This is a genomic window from Paraburkholderia strydomiana, assembly GCF_031456815.1.
In the GTDB taxonomy this organism is placed as follows: Bacteria; Pseudomonadota; Gammaproteobacteria; order Burkholderiales; family Burkholderiaceae; genus Paraburkholderia; species Paraburkholderia caledonica.
In genome coordinates, this window is sequence record NZ_JAVDVL010000004.1 from 1 (window position 1) to 16,905 (window position 16,905).

Genomic DNA, 16,905 nt, shown 5'->3' on the forward strand with positions numbered 1-16,905 from the left:
GCTTCCGTTTGCAGGTGGTGCGTGAGCTCCGCTGCCAGCATGCGCTCGGCCAGTTGCTTCTTCAGTTGCCCGGCCAGGCCCGATTCGCCGAGGATTGACTCGGCATCCTTGTTCTGCACCTGCGCCAGCAGTTGATCGATCAGTTCATCGGGGAACAGCTTCGGCGCCTTCGGGTTCTTGCTCTTCTTGGTCACGTTTGTGTCGGTCATTGGACGTTATTTCCGTTATCGTCTCATGACCTCTTCACACGAAATATCTGACAGGCTCCAGATTCCAGATGCACCGCTACCCCCTCCGAGCCAGGGGACCCGCTTATGAGTTAGCGGTGCAAAGCCGCTTTCTTTGCTTACTTTCTTTGCGGCATGCAAAGAAAGTAAGTGCCGCCCCGCACAGGGGCAGTGCCAATAGACCACCGTGAAATCAAGGAAAGGCCAAGGGGTTTAAACGGCGAAAGAACCCACGCACCTTCGAAACCTACCCCGCAGCAACAGCTGCCCCGTCGGAAGGACAAGCCGGCACATTGACCCGCGCCGCTCCCTTTGCCTGCGAAGAAGAAGCGCCAGCAGCAGCTGCACCGGCAGAAGTAGAAGAAGCAGCAGCCATCGCCCGCAACGCCCCCGCCACCTGCTCGGAAACCCGCTGCAAAGCCCTCCGATGCCCATCGACAAGCGAATCGTACCCACTCCCGACCTGCTCGCTCACGACACTGCGACAAGTCATCACAGCAGTACTCCGAACAGCCCGCACACTCCACACCGCGTCGATCAGCGCATGCGACCCCGGCCACGATTCGAACCGCTGCACATTCACGCTGACCCGATACACAGGCGTCGTATCCGAATAAGCGGTGCCATACACATCGATCGTATTCAACTGCTGCGTGAGACTTGTCGACAACGCCCGGCGCAGTTCGTCGCCCGGCAATGACGCCCAACGCTCTTCTTCCAGCACCTTCACCTGGGTCGGTCCCGTCTGCACGACCAACTGCGTCTTGGCAACTTGCGGCGGCACGTCGATCGGTGCGACTTCGATCAGCCACGCCGGCGCCGCCGCCGTACGCACGCTCGACGCGCCCGCTGGCGTGCTCCCTGAAGCGCCCACACTTGCGCCGCCGAGCGTATAGAACCGGCTACTCGGCGATGCACACGCCGCCAGTGCGAGCACGGCGACGAGTGCACTGGCTTGGAAAGAGTTGCGCGCGGGCCCGCCCGGCAGGCGCGAAAGCCGGGACAGTCTGGAAAGGCGGCCAAACATCATGGTTTATCTCCTGCTTTACCGCGCAACAACGATTCGGGGTGACGCTCCAGATAATCCGACAGCGCATTCAGCGACTGCAACGTCCGCGTCAATTCCTGCAACGCCTGATGCACGTCCGACTGCAACGGCGAGTCCTGCTGCAACGTCGCCTCCGCCGAGCCGAAAGTCTGCTTAGCCGCCGCCAGCGTGTCGCGGGCTTGCGGCACGACTTCCGTGTCGAGGCGCTTGAAGAGCTGATCGGCATTCTTGAGCGCGCTGTTCAGGTTGTTGCCGATCTGGTCGAACGGTACCTTGTCGAGCTTCTTCGCGATGTCCGCCACCTGAAGCTGCAACTCGTCGAGCGTGTTCGGAATGGTCGGCAATTCGAGCGGATCGCGTGCTACGTCGACAGTGGCTGGCGGCGCCTTCGGGAAGATATCGAGCGCAACGTAGAGCTGGCTCGTGATCAGATTGCCCGTGCGCAACTGGCCGCGCAGACCGTGTTTGACCAGCTGTTGCAACAGGTTCTGACCAGCAAGGCTGCCCGGCGCCGGAGCCGTTTCGCGGAAGCGCTTGCCGAGGCGGTCCGGGTAGATATTCATGGTCACGGGCATCGTGAAGCTGCGCGTCTTCGGATCGTAGTCGATGCCGATGTTCGTCACCTGACCCAGCACGATGCCGCGGAAGTCCACCGTAGCGCCGACCGACAGCCCACGCAGCGACTGGTTGAAGTTCATCACGACGCGTAGCGGCTCGCCGTCCGGCTCGCGCATCGCGTCGCCTTCGTCCGAACCGAGGCGGAACGTCATGTTGTTCGGCGCCTGCGCGCCCACGCCCTGGCCGGGCGGCGACTGGAACGACAAACCGCCGACGATCACCGTCGCGAGCGACTGCGTATTCAGCTTGAAACCGCTCGAATCGAGCCGCAGATCGACGCCACTCGCATGCCACCAGCGTGAATTGGTGCCGACGTACTGGTCGAACGGTGCGGACACGAACACCTGCATCGTCACGCCGGTGCCGTCCTTATCGAGCGAGAAGCCCACCACCTGGCCGACCTGCACGCGACGGTAGAAAATCGGCGAACCGATGTCGATCGAGCCCAGCGAATCGCCGTGCAGGATGAACTGGTGGCCCTTCTGGTCGCCAGTAATAGGCGGGGGCGTTTCGAGGCCGACAAAATTTTTCTCGCTGTCGGGCGAATGGCCGGCGTCCGCGCCGATATAGGCGCCGGAAAGGAGCGTGGTGAGCCCGGACACGCCGCTTGCGCCCACCCGCGGGCGCACGACCCAGAAGCGGGAGTCCTTGACCGCGAAGTCTTCGCCTTCCTTCGTCAACTGCACCTGTACGAGCACGTGAGAAAGATCTTTCGACAACGTGATTGACTTCACCGCGCCGACGTCGACGTCCTTGTACTTAACCTTGGTTTTGCCGGGCTCGAGCCCTTCGGCGCTCACGAAACTGATCGTGATGGTCGGGCCTTTTTCCGTCGCCGACTTGATGACGAGCGCAATACCGATCAGCGCGGCGATCAAGGGAATCACCCACACGAGCGACGGCAGCCAGCGGCTGCGCGGCTCGATCTGGGGGTCTGGGAGTTGGGGCGGCAACTGCGGTCCGTTCGAATCGTTGCGCGGCGCATCGGGGGCGGGCGTCGGTCCTGGCGGGCTAGTCATGTTCGAGATCCTGAGGTTTTTGAGTACTGCCGTCCACGTCGTCCCAGATGAGCCGTGGATCGAATTGCATGGATGCCATCATCGTGAGGATCACCACCGAGCCGAACGCGATCGCGCCCGGTCCAGCCGTGATGACTGCAAGCGACTTGAAGCGCACCAGCGCGACCGTCAATGTGACCACGAACACGTCGAGCATCGACCAGCGGCCGATCCGTTCGACCATCCGGTAAAGCGTGGTGCGTTGCTCCGGACGCCAGCGCGAGCGGCGCTGCGCGGTAATGGTGAGGAGCGCGAGCACGCTCAGCTTGAGCATCGGCACCATGATGCTGGCGACGAACACGATTACCGCAAGCGGCCAGTCGCCGGACGTCCAGAAGTACACGACGCCGCTCATGATGGTGTCGTCCTCCGAACCCAGCAGCGACGAGGTATGCATGACCGGCAACAAATTTGCCGGAATATACAGCAACGCCGCCGCGATCAGCAGCGCCCACGTGCGCATGAGGCTGTCCGGATTGCGTGAGTGCAGGCGCGAGCCGCACCGTGAGCAATGCTGCGGCGTGATCGAGCGGATGCGCGGTTCGACGCGTCCACACGCGTGGCAGGCGACGAGGCCCGCGCGTCTTGCGGTGATGTATTTCATGCGCGGGTCACCCTCGATGCGGCGCCGGCGGTACGCCGGGGCTTGCGTCGGGGGCCTGGCCGCGGTCTACGCCGGGCTCCGCGTCGACTTGCAGCGCGGGCGGAGCGGGCGGGCCGGCAACCGCGCCGACGGCGAGTGCCGCGCTATCGGCCGAACTGCGCGGCAGCGGCCGCTGGCTGCGCGCGCCGAGTTCGTCCGCGAGATCCCACAGAATGCGCGGGTCGAAGGTGACGACCACGGCGAACATCAGTGTCAGCGCGCCGAACGCGAAAAGCGCCGCCTCGGGTATCACGCGCGCGAGACTGACCATCTTCACAATGGTGATCAGCACACCGAGCATGAACACTTCGATCATCCCCCAGGGACGAACGAACTGGATAGCGCGCAAGACGCGGTTGAAGCCCGCAGGCACATAGCCGGAGCGCAGCGGGATCAGAACGTAGAGCAGCGCGACGAGTTCGGTGAGCGGAAACAGAATGGTCGAACAGAACACCATGACGGCGACGATCTGCATGTCCTCGTTCCAGAGCGCGACGAGCGCGCCGAAGAGCGTGGTCTGCGAGGTAATGCCATTGGTTTCGAGTTCGACGATGGGAAATCCCTGCGCGATCAGGAATGTGATCAGCGCGGCAAGCGTCATGGCGCTGATGCCCTCAAGCTTGCGCGAGACGCCGCTGTAGAGCGTCGCACGGCAACGCGGACAGCGCGCGAGTTTGCGCCCCGCAAGCCGCGGCTTGCGGAATAGCGTATCGCACTCGTGGCACGCAATCAGGTTGTCATTTTCCATACGGCAGCGGGCCAACGATATGTGAGTAAGCGTGCAATGCCGGTCGCAAGTGTGGGCGAATAACGCAGTTCGAAAAAATTTGTGCAGCAATAGTACCAAACGCGTTGCAGGCGCGCGCGTGGGCGCTGCGCCTTGTGAATGAAAGCTCTGACAGCGTCCGTCCCCAATTGTTCAACGGCGTGGCGAGGCGCGCCCTAGGTCGCCTTTCGGTAAATTTCGCGTTGCCGCAGCCAGCTTTTTCCGCTTCGGGTAGCATGGCGGCCTGGCGTGTCTCGAAGGCCGCGGCACCGGGTTATCCGCCGATAGACTTTGCATCGGCACGGAATAGCCGGGCCTGCCGCACCGTTAACCTCTCTTAGCAAGCGTTCACCTGTCATGGCACACAACCCTTCATTCGGTGGCCGGGAGTCGTACACGCGGACTGCCATTGCCTTTCATTGGCTGATCGCATTGCTGATCGTCTGCGGCTTTGCGCTCGGCTGGGTGATGACCGACATCCCTGGTTTTACGCCGACCAAACTGCGCTATTTCTCGTGGCATAAATGGATTGGCGTGACGGTATTTGCGCTGGCCATCGTGCGCATCCTCTGGCGCGCGACGCATGGCGCTCCGGCGATGCCGCGCCGCATGCCCGCCTGGCAGCGCGGCGCCGCGCATCTCGTGCATCTGCTGCTCTATGTATTGATGATCGCGATTCCCGTCTCCGGCTATCTGTACAGCTCGGCGGCGAACGTGCCGGTTGTCTATCTCGGGTTGATTCCGTTGCCGCGTCTGATCGCGCCGGACCCGCATCTGAAGGAATTGCTCAAGAACGTCCATATCGTGCTGAATTACACATTGCTGGTGCTGGTCGGGCTGCATGTAGCGGCGGCGCTCAAGCATCAGTGGCTGGACCGCGACGGCTTGCTGTCGCGCATGCTTCCCTTCCTCAAATAAGGACAACCATGAAGGTCTCGTTTTATCGCTATATGCTCGCCGCATTTGCCGCGGTTTCGCTGACCGCAACTGGCAGCGCGCTGGCCCAGGTCGATGTCGCAAAGAGTTCGGTGACGGCCACGTCCAAGCAGATGAACGTGCCGGTGGAAGGCAAGTTCGGCAAATTCAGTGCGCAGATCAAGTTCGACCCGGCCAAGCCGGCCGAGGGCAGCGCTCAGCTGAACATCGACGTCGGCAGCTACGATCTCGGCGACGAGAGCTACAACGATCAGGTGCGCGGCAAGGAATGGTTCGACGCAAAGACCTATCCCAGCGCCACGTTCGTTTCCAGCGCCATTGCTCCGGCCGGCGGCAACCAGTACAAAGTGACTGGCAAGCTGACCATCAAGGGCAAATCGCAGACGGTGGTGGTGCCGGTCACCGTGACGCAGCAAGGCGCGACGCAAACGTTCGACGGTTCGTTGCCGATCAAGCGCTCGCAATTCGACATCGGCACGGGCGAATGGAAGGACACGTCGGTTGTTGCCGATGACGTGGTCATCAAGTTTCATATCGTCGCCGCACATAAATAACTTGCGCTGCGCGGTTCAGTGCAGCCGTTTTTAACTGACTGGGAGCATGAATTGAAGACATCCATGTTGATCGCCGCCGGTGCATTGGCCTCCTGTGTTTCGCTCAGCGCATTCGCCGCCGCGGACACTTATCAGCTCGACCCGACTCACACCTATCCGAGCTTCGAAGCAGACCACTTCGGCGGACTGTCCGTGTGGCGCGGCAAGTTCACGAAGAGTTCAGGCACTGTCACGCTCGACCGCACCGCAAAGACGGGTACCGTCGAAGTGAACGTGGATCCCGCTTCGATCGCCACCGGGAACGGCAAGCTCGACGACCATCTGAAGTCGGCTGAATTCTTCGACGTGTCGAAGTTTCCCGCCGCGACCTACAAAGGCACGGACATCAAGTTCGACGGCGACAAGCCTTCGGAAGTGATCGGCACTTTGACGCTGCACGGCGTGACGAAGCCGCTGAACCTGAAGGTCGAGTCGTTCAAGTGCATGCAGCACCCGGTGCTCAAGCGCGAAGTGTGCGGCGTGGAAGCGAGCGGTCATTTCGACCGTGCGGACTACGGTATCGACTTCGGCACAAAGTACGGTTTCAATATGGACACCAAGCTGCACATTCAGGCTGAAGGCATCAAGCAACAGTAACTGCCGAGGTGCGTGCATGCGCACCGATTCACAATGACACGATGACGCCGCCGTTGCGGCGCAGCACGAACAGCGCTTCGCGTCTCGCTGAATATATGACCGCTTCGTTCGCTTCCGCGACGAAGCGGTTTTTTCATGGAGCCGGCCGCGCATCGCGCCGTGCGAGGCTTACGCGGCGCGGGCGCGTAATTTGCCGCTCGCCTCGGTTTAATTTTTCGGGTACATAGAGCGCTGGCACCGCATTGGTTGTGCGCGCATCCAATACGGCGAGATGGGACCTGAGTCCGCATCCATAATATTCGCGCAAACTGGAGATCTGCATGAACGCAACGACAGCAGCAAGCCTTGCGGGAAGCCGGCGAAATTCGTGGCGGGCGGTGATCGCCGCATCGATCGGCAACGCGCTGGAGTGGTTCGATCTGGTCGTCTACGGCTTTTTCGCCGTGGTCATCGCCAAGCTGTTCTTTCCCGCCGGCAACGACACCGTTTCGCTGCTGCTCACGCTCGGCACGTTCGGCGTGTCGTTCTTCATGCGTCCGCTCGGTGCAATCGTGATTGGCGCATATGCGGATCGCGCCGGGCGCAAGGCCGCGCTCACGCTGTCCATTCTGCTGATGATGGGCGGCACGCTGATCATCGCGGTTTTGCCGACTTACAGGAGCATTGGCATTGCCGCGCCCGTGATTCTCGTCATCGCGCGATTGATGCAGGGTTTTTCGGCGGGCGGTGAGTTCGGCAGCGCCACCGCCTTCCTCGCGGAACATGTGCCGGGGCGGCGCGGCTTTTTCGCAAGCTGGCAGGTCGCAAGCCAGGGGCTCACTACGCTGCTTGCCGCGGGTTTCGGCGTCGCACTGACGGGCAATCTGACGCCGGACCAGATGGCGTCTTGGGGATGGCGCGTGCCGTTCTTCTTCGGGCTCCTGATCGGACCAGTCGCCTGGTACATCCGCACGAAGCTCGATGAAACGCCGGAGTTTCTCGCTGCCGAAACGACGAGCACGCCGCTGCGCGACACGTTCACGAGTCAGAAACTGCGGCTACTGATCGCAATCGGCGCGGTGGTGCTTGGGACTGTCTCGACTTACCTCGTGCTGTTCATGCCGACCTTCGGCGTGAAGCAACTGGGACTGGCACCTTCGGTCGCGTTCTCCGCCATTGCGCTGACGGGCTTGATTCAGATGGTGTTTGCGCCGGTGGTCGGGCATCTGTCGGACCGGCATGGGCGCACCACGATCATGCTGATTTCGGCAGTGCTGCTTCTAGTGCTGATTTATCCGGCGTTCGTGTATCTCGTCGCGCATCCAACCTTTGGCACGCTGATCGCACTCCAGGTGGTGCTCGGCTTTCTCATGACAGGCTATTTCGCTGCGCTGCCGGGTTTGCTGTCTGAGATGTTTCCGGTGCAGACACGCACGACCGGCATGTCGCTTGCCTATAACATCGCCGTGACGGTTTTCGGCGGCTTCGGGCCCTTCATCATCGCGTGGTTGATCGGCTTTACGGGTTCGAAGGCCGCGCCCAGTTACTACCTGATTTTTGCCGCGCTTTTGAGCGTCGCGGCGCTGATTGCGGCGCGGCGCAAATTGGGCTTTCGGTAGAATGTCGGCGGTTTCAGTCAGTCGGCGAGCCCGGCGAGTCGGACAGTGAAGCGCTGAGGACAACGCCACAAACAAAAAGGCCGGTTCGCGATGAACCGGCCTTTTTTGTTGCCAATGCGTTACTTACTTTAACGCGATCAAACCTGAGCGCCCGCGTTCGGATCGTTCGGATCGACGCGATCTTTTTTGTCTTTGATCAGATCGTCGCGCTTCACGCCGAACCACATGGCAAGCGCCGCGGCAACGAATACCGACGAGTAGATACCGAACAGAATACCGACCGTCAGTGCCAGAGCGAAGTAGTGCAGTGTCGGGCCGCCGAACAGGAACATCGACAGCACCATCATCTGCGTACATCCGTGCGTGATGACGGTTCGCGACATGGTGCTCGTGATTGCGTGGTTGATCACTTCGATCACGGTCATCTTGCGCTCGCGGCGGAACGTCTCACGAATCCGGTCGAAGATAACCACCGATTCGTTCACCGAATAGCCGAGCACCGCGAGCACGGCGGCCAGCACCGACAGCGAGAACTCCCACTGGAAAAACGCGAAAAACCCGAGAATGATCACGACGTCGTGCAAGTTCGCGATCACGCCCGCCACCGCGTACTTCCATTCGAAGCGGAACGACAGATAGATCACGATGCCCGCGACCACGCAGGCGAGCGCAAGCAAACCGTCGGTGGCGAGTTCCTTGCCGACTTGCGGGCCGACGAACTCGACGCGCTGCAACTGCACCTGCGGCGTTTCGGTTTTCAGCGCGCTCATGACCTGATCGCTTTGCTGCGCGGACGTCAAACCCTGCTTGAGCGGCAAACGGATCAGCACGTCGCGTGAGGTGCCGAAGTTCTGCACCTGCGCGTCGGCGTAGCCGAGCTTGCTCAGCGTGCCGCGCACCGGATCGAGCGGCGCGGCGCCCGGATACTGGACTTCGATCACGGTACCGCCGGTGAACTCCACCGACAGATGCAGTCCCCGGTGCACGAGAAAAAACACCGCGGCGAGGAACGTCAGCAGCGAAATTGCGTTGAAGATCAACGCACGCTGCATGAACGGAATGTCTTTACGAAAGCGGAAAAATTCCATGGTCTTGTTCTCCGGGACTCAGCGGGATGAACCCGGTTTCTGCGGCGTGTTCGGCGTGCCCTGTGCATTGCGGCGGCGTACGGTCGGCTTGCCCGCGCGCGACTGCGCGGCAGCGGCCGGCGCCTTTGGCTTCACGGCGGCGGCCGACGCGGCACGCATGGCCTGCGCCGTGTCGGTCGCTGCGTCGTCGGTGCCGAGGTAAGCGGCAGAGCCCGCAGGCGCCGTTTCCGGACGCCACACCTGGCCGATTGCCAGCGACTTCAGCTTCTTCTTGCCGCCGTACCAAAGGTTGACGATGCCGCGCGAGAAGAACACTGCCGAAAACATCGACGTCAGAATGCCGATACAGTGAACGATCGCGAAACCGCGCACCGGGCCTGAGCCGAATGCGAGCAGCGCGATACCGGCGATCAGCGTGGTGACGTTCGAGTCGAGAATCGTCGCCCATGCATGCGCGTAGCCGTTCTGGATGGCCAGTTGCGGCGGCGCGCCGTTGCGCAGTTCTTCACGCACGCGTTCGTTGATCAGCACGTTGGCGTCGATCGCCATACCAAGCGCGAGCGCGATTGCGGCGATGCCGGGCAACGTGAGCGTGGCCTGCAGCATCGACAGCACCGCGATCAGCAGCAACAGGTTCACGGATAGGCCGATCATCGAGATCACGCCGAACAGCATGTAGTACGCAATCATGAAGACGGCGATCGCCGCGAAGCCCCACACGACCGAGTGGAAGCCCTTCTTGATGTTGTCGGCGCCAAGGCTCGGGCCGATCGTGCGTTCCTCGATGATGTCCATCGGCGCGGCCAGCGAACCGGCGCGCAGCAGCAGCGCGAGGTCGGCGGCGCCTTGCGGCGTGGCCTGGCCGGTGATCTGGAAGCGATCGCCGAGTTCCGACTGGATGGTTGCGACCGTCAGCACTTCGCCCTTGCCTTTTTCGAACAGCACCATTGCCATCGGCTTGCCGATGTTGTCGCGCGACACGCTGCGCACTGCGCGGCCGCCGGCCGAGTCGAGGCGAATGTTGACGGACGGACGCTGATGTTCGTCGAAGCCCGCCGACGCGTCGATAATGCGGTCGCCGGTGAAAATGATCTGCTTCTTGAGCAGCACCGGCGTCTGGTTGCCGTGCGTGAAGAGCTCGTCGCCCGGCGGAACCGGGTCGGACGGATTCGGATGCGTGTTGACCGGGTCGGCGAGGCGCGCTTCGAGCGTTGCCGTGCGGCCGATGATGTCCTTCGCCTTCGCCGTGTCCTGCACGCCCGGCAGTTCGACCACGATGCGGTCGGCGCCCTGTTGCTGGATCACCGGCTCGGCCACGCCGAGTTCGTTCACGCGGTTATGCAACGTGGTGATGTTCTGCTTGAGCGCGGCGTCCTGCACGGCTCTTTGCACAGCCGGCGTGAAGGTGCCGACGAGCTGCACGGAGCCGTCAGTACCGTTCTGTGACGTCCACTGGAGCTCGCTGATACTGCGGCTCAGTTGCTTCGCTGCGTTGTCCGCCGTGGCCTGGTCGGCGAAATTGATCACCACCGTCTGGTTGACGCGGTTCACGCCGCCGTCGCGAATGTTGTTGTCGCGCAGGAGCGTGCGCGCGTCCGACGCGTCGGAGTCGAGCTTCTTGTTCAGCGCGCCCGCCATGTCGACCTGCAGCAGGAAGTGCACACCGCCGCGCAAGTCGAGACCGAGGTACATGGGCAGCGCGTGCAATGCGGTCAGCCAGCGCGGCGACGCACTTTGCAGGTTGAGCGCCACGATGAACTGCGGGTCGGTGGGGTCGCTGTTCAGCGACTTCTGCAGCAGGTCTTTCACGCGCAATTGCGTGTCGGTGTCCGGCAGGCGCACGCGAATGTTTGCGTTGGCCGACGTGTTGTCGAACGTGACGTCGTCTGCTTTGATCTGATTGGCTGCGAGCGCGGCTTCGACTGCCGACAGCGTGGTCGAGTCGAGCTTGACCGTTGCCTTGCCGCTCGACACCTGCACCGCCGGCGCTTCGCCGAACAGGTTGGGCAGCGTGTACACGAGGCCGATGACGAGAGCCACCAGCATCACGGCATATTTCCAGAGGGGGTAACGATTCATGAGTAGTCCAACGGAAGGTTGGCTTGAAAGCGATGCGCCCGGCGATGAGCGCGGGCGATCCGGCGTCTGCTTGCCTGATCGCCGGCGAGGCCGCGCCGGACGCGAGAGAGCAGGCCTTTACAGCGACTTGATCGTGCCCTTCGGGAGAATCGTCGTGACCGACGCTTTTTGCACGGTGATTTCCGTGCCTTCCGAGATTTCGACGCCGACGTAAGCCTCGCCCACCTTGGTCACCTTGCCGACGATGCCGCCGTTCGTCACAACTTCGTCGCCCTTGGCCATGGCGGCGAGCATGTTGCGATGTTCTTTCTGGCGCTTCATTTGCGGGCGAATCATGATGAAGTACAGCACGCCGAACATCAGGATCAGCGGCAGGAAGCTCATCAAGTTCGATTCGATGCCACCTGCGGCTGTGCCTTGGGCGAAGGCATTGGAAATGAACGACACGTTGGTCTCTCCGTTATAGATCAATTCAATCAAAAAAATCAGCCGGTTATTCTACCACCGGCATTGCGCGCGTCGGCGCGGCGATTCGGCTTTGGGATCAATCGTTTAAAGCCGTTTTTCGCCGTCCGCGAAAGTAGATTGTAAGGTTTTCCGCAAGCATCTGACGGATTCTTCCGCCGAATCCGACGAACCAGGCGATCAAGGCGCCTCGTCGATGCCGCGCGCGCGGTTCTCGTGAAAGCGCTTGCGGAACGGCTCGAACATTTTTGCGTCGATGGCGTCGCGCATTTCCTGCATCAGTTCCAGGTAGTAGTGCAGGTTGTGAATCGTATTCAGTTGTGCGCCGAGAATTTCCCCCACGCGATGCAGATGATGCAGGTAGCCGCGAGTGAAATTTCGGCACGTGTAACAACCGCATTGCTCGTCGAGCGGACGCAGCGAATTCTTGTGCGTGGCGTTGCGGATCTTGATATCGCCGAAGCGCGTGAAGAGCCAGCCGTTACGCGCGTTGCGGGTAGGCATCACGCAATCGAACATGTCGACGCCTGCAGCCACGCCGGCCACCAGGTCTTCGGGCGTGCCGACGCCCATCAGATAGTGCGGCTTGTCGGCCGGCAGCTTCGGGCCGATGTGATTGAGCACGCGCATCATGTCTTCTTTCGGCTCCCCGACCGACAGGCCGCCGATCGCGAGGCCGTGGAAGTCTTTCTCTGCGAGACCCGCGAGCGACTCGTCGCGCAGGTCCTCGAACATGCCGCCCTGAACAATACCGAAGAGCGCGTTCGGATTGCCGAGCCGCTGGAATTCGTCGATCGAGCGCTGCGCCCAGCGCATCGACATGCGCATGGAGTCGGCCGCTTCCTTGTGCGAAGTCGGCACGTTGTTCGTTGCGTAGGGCGTGCATTCGTCGAACTGCATGACGATGTCCGAGTTCAGCACCTTCTGGATCTGCATCGACACTTCCGGCGACAGGAACAGCTTGTCGCCGTTGATCGGCGACGCGAACGTGACGCCGTCTTCAGTGATCTTGCGCAGGTCGCCGAGCGAAAACACCTGGAAGCCGCCGGAGTCGGTCAGGATCGGCTTCTTCCAGCCCATGAAACCGTGCAGGCCGCCGTGCGCGCCGATCGTTTCGAGCCCGGGGCGCAGCCAGAGGTGAAACGTATTGCCGAGGATGATCTGCGCATGCATTTCCTCGAGTTCGCGCGGCTGGACGGCTTTCACGGTGCCGTAAGTGCCGACGGGCATGAAGATCGGCGTTTCGACGACGCCGTGATTCAGCGTGACGCGGCCGCGGCGCGCCTGGCCGTCGGTGCCGAGCAGTTCGAAGTGGAGGCCGTTGGCGGGGCGCTCGGTGGTTGTCTGTTGCGAGTGGTGACCGGAGGTCATTGAGGTAACTCCATGAGCAACCGGAAAACAGTCCGGCGCAAACAATGAAACGCCGCCGAAGATGTTCGGCGGCTGAGGAAACTGCAAACTCGTGGACGGCGCGTCAGACGGCTCGGTCGTCGCGCCGCGTCAACAGCATCGCGTCGCCGTAACTGAAAAAGCGATAACGCTCTTCGATCGCATGGCGATACGCGGCGCGAATCGTCTCGACGCCCGCGAATGCCGACACCAGCATCAGCAGCGTCGACTTTGGCAAATGAAAGTTCGTTACCAACCGGTCGACGACGCGAAACCGGTAGCCCGGCGTGATGAAAATGTCTGTCTCGGTGCTCGCCGCAGCAAGCGGGCGGCCGGCCGCTTCGGCGTCGCGCGCGGCGGCTTCGAGTGCGCGCATCGACGTCGTGCCCACTGCTATCACGCGGTTGCCGCGCGCCTTCGTCGCCGCGATTCTGTCGGCCAGAGACTGCGGCAAGTGATACCACTCGCTGTGCATCTTGTGCTCGGCCAGATTCTCGACGCGCACCGGCTGGAACGTGCCGGCGCCGACGTGCAGCGTCAGTGTGGCTCGCTCAACGCCCGCGGCGTCGAGCCGCGCGAGCAGCGCGTCGTCGAAGTGAAGGCCCGCCGTGGGCGCCGCGACCGCGCCGGGATTTTGCGCGAAAACGGTCTGATAGCGGGTTTCGTCCGTCGAGTCGGGGTCGTGCTCGATGTACGGCGGCAGCGGCAAACGCCCGAACTGCTCTATCAGCGTCAGGCAGTCGTCGGGAAAATGCAGCGTGTAGAACGGCTCGACGCGCTCGCCGACGGTCACGTCGAACGCATCGGCGAGACGAATCGTCGTGCCCTCCTGCGGGCTCTTGCTCGCGCGGATCTGCGCGAGCGCCGTGCGCTCGCCGGTGAGGCGTTCGACCAGAACTTCGATCTTTCCGCCACTGGCCTTCTGGCCGAGGAAGCGCGCCTTCAGGACTTTGGTATCGTTGAAGACCAGCAGGTCGCCGGCCGAAATGCATTCGGGCAGTTCGGCGAAGCGGCGGTCGACGAGGCGCGCGGCGCCGTCGGCATCGGTCGCGTTGTCCACCTGAAGCAGGCGACTGGCGCTGCGCTCGGGTAGTGCGACTTGCGCGATCAGCTCAGGCGGCAGATCGAAATCGAAATCGGAAAGCTTGAACATGCGAACGACTGGAAGCGAATGGAGACTGAATTGAGCCGAAGGCCGAGCCGGGCGGCTATGATTGCGGGGCGCCACGGCGTGCCGCGAGCCCGCGCTTGCGCGCCAGCCAGATAGCGACGCGCCCTTCGATACTTTTGACAGCCGATATTGTACTTGCGAAGCAGCCCATGCCTTTGTCCGACCGCCGATTGCCCTCCGCTACCGATGAAGTCAGCGCCGAACCGGCAGCCCCGGTCGCGCGAGGCGGCACGGCGGCGGACGCAAGCGGGCAGGCCGACGGCGCGGCGCAACCCAGGCGGACGGCGCGCGCTGTGAAGCGAGCGGACCAGACATCTGGTGACGAGCCTGGTGAAGCGTCCCGGCGAACATCTCAGCAAGCGCGTCAGCAAACACCAGACGGAATGACCGCCCCCGCACCGCAGGCTGCGGCCGGAAAAGCGAGCGCGTCGGCGAAATCGGCGGCGAAGTCATCGGCGAAATCGCCCGCCAAGCCCGCCGCCAAACCCGTCGACAAGCTCGCCAAACTCGGCCTCACGCGTGACATCGACCTGGTGCTGCATCTGCCGATGCGCTACGAAGACGAAACCTCGTTGACGCCGATCGGCCACCTGCTGCCAGGCGGCATTGCGCAGACCGAGGGCGTCGTGTTCGACAATGAAATCGCCTATCGACCGCGTCGGCAGTTGCTCGTCAAATTGCGCGACGACGCGGGCGACGAACTCGTGCTGCGCTTTCTGAACTTCTACGGTTCGCAGGTCAAGCAGATGGCGATCGGCGCGCGGCTGCGCGTGCGCGGCGACGTGCGCGGCGGCTTCTTCGGCATGGAGATGGTGCACCCGGCGGTGCGTGTGGTCGACGAAGACACACCGCTGCCGCAAGCGCTCACGCCGGTCTACCCCAGCACAGCCGGCGTGACGCAGGCGTATTTGCGCAAGTCGATCGACAACGCGCTGTCGCGCACGTCTTTGCCGGAACTGCTGCCCGAGGCCGTCGCACGGCAATGGTTGCAGCCGCTCGGCGTGCCCTCGCTGATGGACGCGGTGCGCACGCTGCATCATCCCGGCGCGCAATCCGACGAAACCGCGTTGATCGACGGCACGCATCCGGCATGGGTGCGCATCAAATTCGAGGAATTGCTCGCGCAGCAGATGTCGCTCAAGCGTGCGCACGAAGAGCGCCGCACGCGCTCCGCGCCGCCCATGCCGCGCCGCAAGCTAGGCGACGAATCCGCCTTGGTCGCGCGTCTGCTCAAGGCGTTGCCGTTTTCGTTGACCCGCGCGCAGGAGCGGGTCGGCGGCGAGATCGCGCTCGATCTGACGCAGCCGCATCCGATGCAGCGGCTCTTGCAAGGCGACGTCGGCAGCGGCAAGACGATTGTCGCCGCGCTGGCCGCCGCGCAGGCTATCGACGCCGGTTATCAGGCCGCGCTGATGGCGCCGACCGAAATCCTCGCCGAACAGCACGCACGCAAATTGCGCGGCTGGCTGGAGCCGCTCGGCGTGAACGTCGCGTGGCTCGCCGGCAGTCTGAAGGCCAAGGAAAAACGCGCCGCGATCGAAGCCGCGGCGCTCGGCACTGCCCAGCTCGTGATCGGCACGCACGCGATCATTCAGGACGCCGTGGAATTCGCGCGCCTCGGGCTCGTGATCGTCGACGAACAGCACCGTTTCGGCGTCGCGCAGCGGCTGGCGTTGCGCGCAAAAGCGAAGAACGCCGCCGACGGCGCGCGCGACTTCCAACCGCATCAACTGATGATGTCCGCCACGCCGATTCCGCGCACGCTCGCCATGACCTATTACGCGGACCTCGACGTATCGACCATCGACGAATTGCCGCCTGGGCGCACGCCGATCCTGACCAAGCTCGTGTCCGACGCGCGCCGTGAAGAAGTGATCGGCCGGGTGCGCGAGGCCGCGCTGACCGGGCGTCAGGTCTACTGGGTCTGTCCGCTGATCGAGGAAAGCGAAACGCTGCAACTGCAGACCGCGGTCGAGACCTACGAAACGCTGGTCGCGGCGCTGCCTGAACTGAACGTCGGACTCGTGCACGGCCGGCTGGCACCGGCTGAAAAAGCGGCTGTCATGGACGCCTTTACCCGCAACGAAGTGCAGTTGCTGGTCGCGACGACGGTGATCGAAGTGGGCGTCGACGTGCCTAATGCGTCGTTGATGGTGATCGAGCACGCCGAGCGCTTCGGCCTCGCACAGTTGCACCAGTTGCGCGGGCGTGTGGGACGCGGCAGCGCGGCGTCGGTGTGCGTGCTGCTGTACACCGGACCGTTGTCGATGACGGCGCGCGCGCGCTTGCAGACCATGCGCGAAACGACGGACGGCTTCGAAATCGCGCGCCGGGACCTCGAAATTCGTGGTCCGGGCGAGTTCCTCGGCGCACGGCAATCCGGCGCGGCGATGCTTCGTTTTGCCGATCTGCAGAACGATCAATGGCTGATCGAGCCCGCGCGCGAAGCAGCTGCGGCTTTGCTGGAGACGTATCCGGATGTCGTCACGCAGCATCTGGCGCGCTGGCTGGGGGCTCGCGAGCAGTATCTGAAGGCATGACCGGGCGCACCTGCCGTCGGCCTTCGCCTGGTGCCGCACCCGTGGCGCGTTTCGCGGATATTGAAAGCCCGCGTACCGGGTTGGCGAAC

The 16,905-nt window shown here is 62.8% G+C and carries 14 protein-coding genes and 1 pseudogene; 5 read left to right on the forward strand and 10 right to left on the reverse strand.

Annotated elements, in window-relative coordinates; translation table 11 throughout:
- The 5 genes and pseudogenes from J2W46_RS12580 to J2W46_RS12600 form a co-directional block, all read right to left on the reverse strand.
- A pseudogene (locus J2W46_RS12580) lies at nucleotides 1-209 on the reverse strand (IS256 family transposase); the annotation flags it as partial.
- Nucleotides 210-474: 265 nt separating this feature from the next.
- Nucleotides 475-1,257, reverse strand: a complete 783-nt coding sequence (locus J2W46_RS12585; protein WP_310354164.1) for a PqiC family protein — start codon at nucleotides 1,255-1,257, stop codon at nucleotides 475-477.
- Entirely contained in the window at nucleotides 1,254-2,912 is a 1,659-nt protein-coding gene (locus J2W46_RS12590; RefSeq protein ID WP_310354166.1) for a PqiB family protein, read from the reverse strand. Before J2W46_RS12590 ends, J2W46_RS12585 begins: the two co-directional genes overlap by 4 nt.
- Nucleotides 2,905-3,555 carry a paraquat-inducible protein A gene (locus tag J2W46_RS12595; RefSeq protein WP_020069671.1) on the reverse strand — a complete coding sequence of 217 codons (651 nt, stop codon included), beginning with the start codon at nucleotides 3,553-3,555 and terminating at the stop codon, nucleotides 2,905-2,907. Before J2W46_RS12595 ends, J2W46_RS12590 begins: the two co-directional genes overlap by 8 nt.
- A 7-nt stretch (nucleotides 3,556-3,562) precedes the next feature.
- A complete protein-coding gene (locus J2W46_RS12600) occupies nucleotides 3,563-4,342 on the reverse strand; it encodes a paraquat-inducible protein A (RefSeq protein ID WP_020069672.1) in 780 nt (259 codons plus the stop codon).
- Between the two features lie 375 nt (nucleotides 4,343-4,717).
- Here J2W46_RS12600 and J2W46_RS12605 point away from each other — a divergent pair, with 375 nt between their 5' ends.
- From J2W46_RS12605 to J2W46_RS12620, 4 genes are all read left to right on the forward strand, one after another.
- Nucleotides 4,718-5,278, forward strand: a complete 561-nt coding sequence (locus tag J2W46_RS12605; protein WP_310354169.1) for a cytochrome b — start codon at nucleotides 4,718-4,720, stop codon at nucleotides 5,276-5,278.
- 8 nt (nucleotides 5,279-5,286) lie between these two features.
- On the forward strand, nucleotides 5,287-5,850 hold the full coding sequence (locus tag J2W46_RS12610) for a YceI family protein (RefSeq protein WP_110402670.1): 564 nt from the start codon (nucleotides 5,287-5,289) through the stop codon (nucleotides 5,848-5,850).
- Nucleotides 5,851-5,913: 63 nt separating this feature from the next.
- Entirely contained in the window at nucleotides 5,914-6,486 is a 573-nt protein-coding gene (locus J2W46_RS12615; RefSeq protein ID WP_020069675.1) for a YceI family protein, read from the forward strand.
- Between the two features lie 320 nt (nucleotides 6,487-6,806).
- Nucleotides 6,807-8,084: an MFS transporter gene (locus J2W46_RS12620; RefSeq protein ID WP_020069676.1), complete on the forward strand. Its 1,278-nt coding sequence runs from the start codon at nucleotides 6,807-6,809 to the stop codon at nucleotides 8,082-8,084.
- 137 nt (nucleotides 8,085-8,221) lie between these two features.
- Here the strand turns inward: J2W46_RS12620 and secF are convergent, their stop codons facing one another.
- The 5 genes from secF to queA form a co-directional block, all read right to left on the reverse strand.
- Nucleotides 8,222-9,172, reverse strand: coding sequence for a protein translocase subunit SecF (secF, locus tag J2W46_RS12625; protein WP_020069677.1), 951 nt, complete (start codon nucleotides 9,170-9,172; stop codon nucleotides 8,222-8,224).
- 18 nt (nucleotides 9,173-9,190) lie between these two features.
- Complete coding sequence (secD, locus tag J2W46_RS12630; RefSeq protein ID WP_087750842.1) at nucleotides 9,191-11,251, reverse strand: protein translocase subunit SecD; 2,061 nt, start codon at nucleotides 11,249-11,251, stop codon at nucleotides 9,191-9,193.
- A 117-nt stretch (nucleotides 11,252-11,368) separates the two neighbouring features.
- Nucleotides 11,369-11,698, reverse strand: coding sequence for a preprotein translocase subunit YajC (gene yajC, locus J2W46_RS12635; RefSeq protein WP_020069679.1), 330 nt, complete (start codon nucleotides 11,696-11,698; stop codon nucleotides 11,369-11,371).
- 198 nt (nucleotides 11,699-11,896) lie between these two features.
- Nucleotides 11,897-13,087, reverse strand: a complete 1,191-nt coding sequence (tgt, locus tag J2W46_RS12640; protein WP_020069680.1) for a tRNA guanosine(34) transglycosylase Tgt — start codon at nucleotides 13,085-13,087, stop codon at nucleotides 11,897-11,899.
- Nucleotides 13,088-13,190: 103 nt separating this feature from the next.
- The gene (queA, locus tag J2W46_RS12645) at nucleotides 13,191-14,258 is read right to left on the reverse strand and encodes a tRNA preQ1(34) S-adenosylmethionine ribosyltransferase-isomerase QueA (RefSeq protein WP_310354171.1); all 1,068 of its coding nucleotides are present in this window, start codon (nucleotides 14,256-14,258) and stop codon (nucleotides 13,191-13,193) included.
- A 167-nt stretch (nucleotides 14,259-14,425) separates the two neighbouring features.
- On the opposite strand from queA, the gene recG reads away from it, so the two are divergent.
- Nucleotides 14,426-16,816 (forward strand): ATP-dependent DNA helicase RecG, encoded by a 2,391-nt coding sequence (recG, locus tag J2W46_RS12650; RefSeq protein WP_310354173.1) that lies wholly within the window; start codon nucleotides 14,426-14,428, stop codon nucleotides 16,814-16,816.
- Nucleotides 16,817-16,905 lie beyond the last annotated feature (89 nt).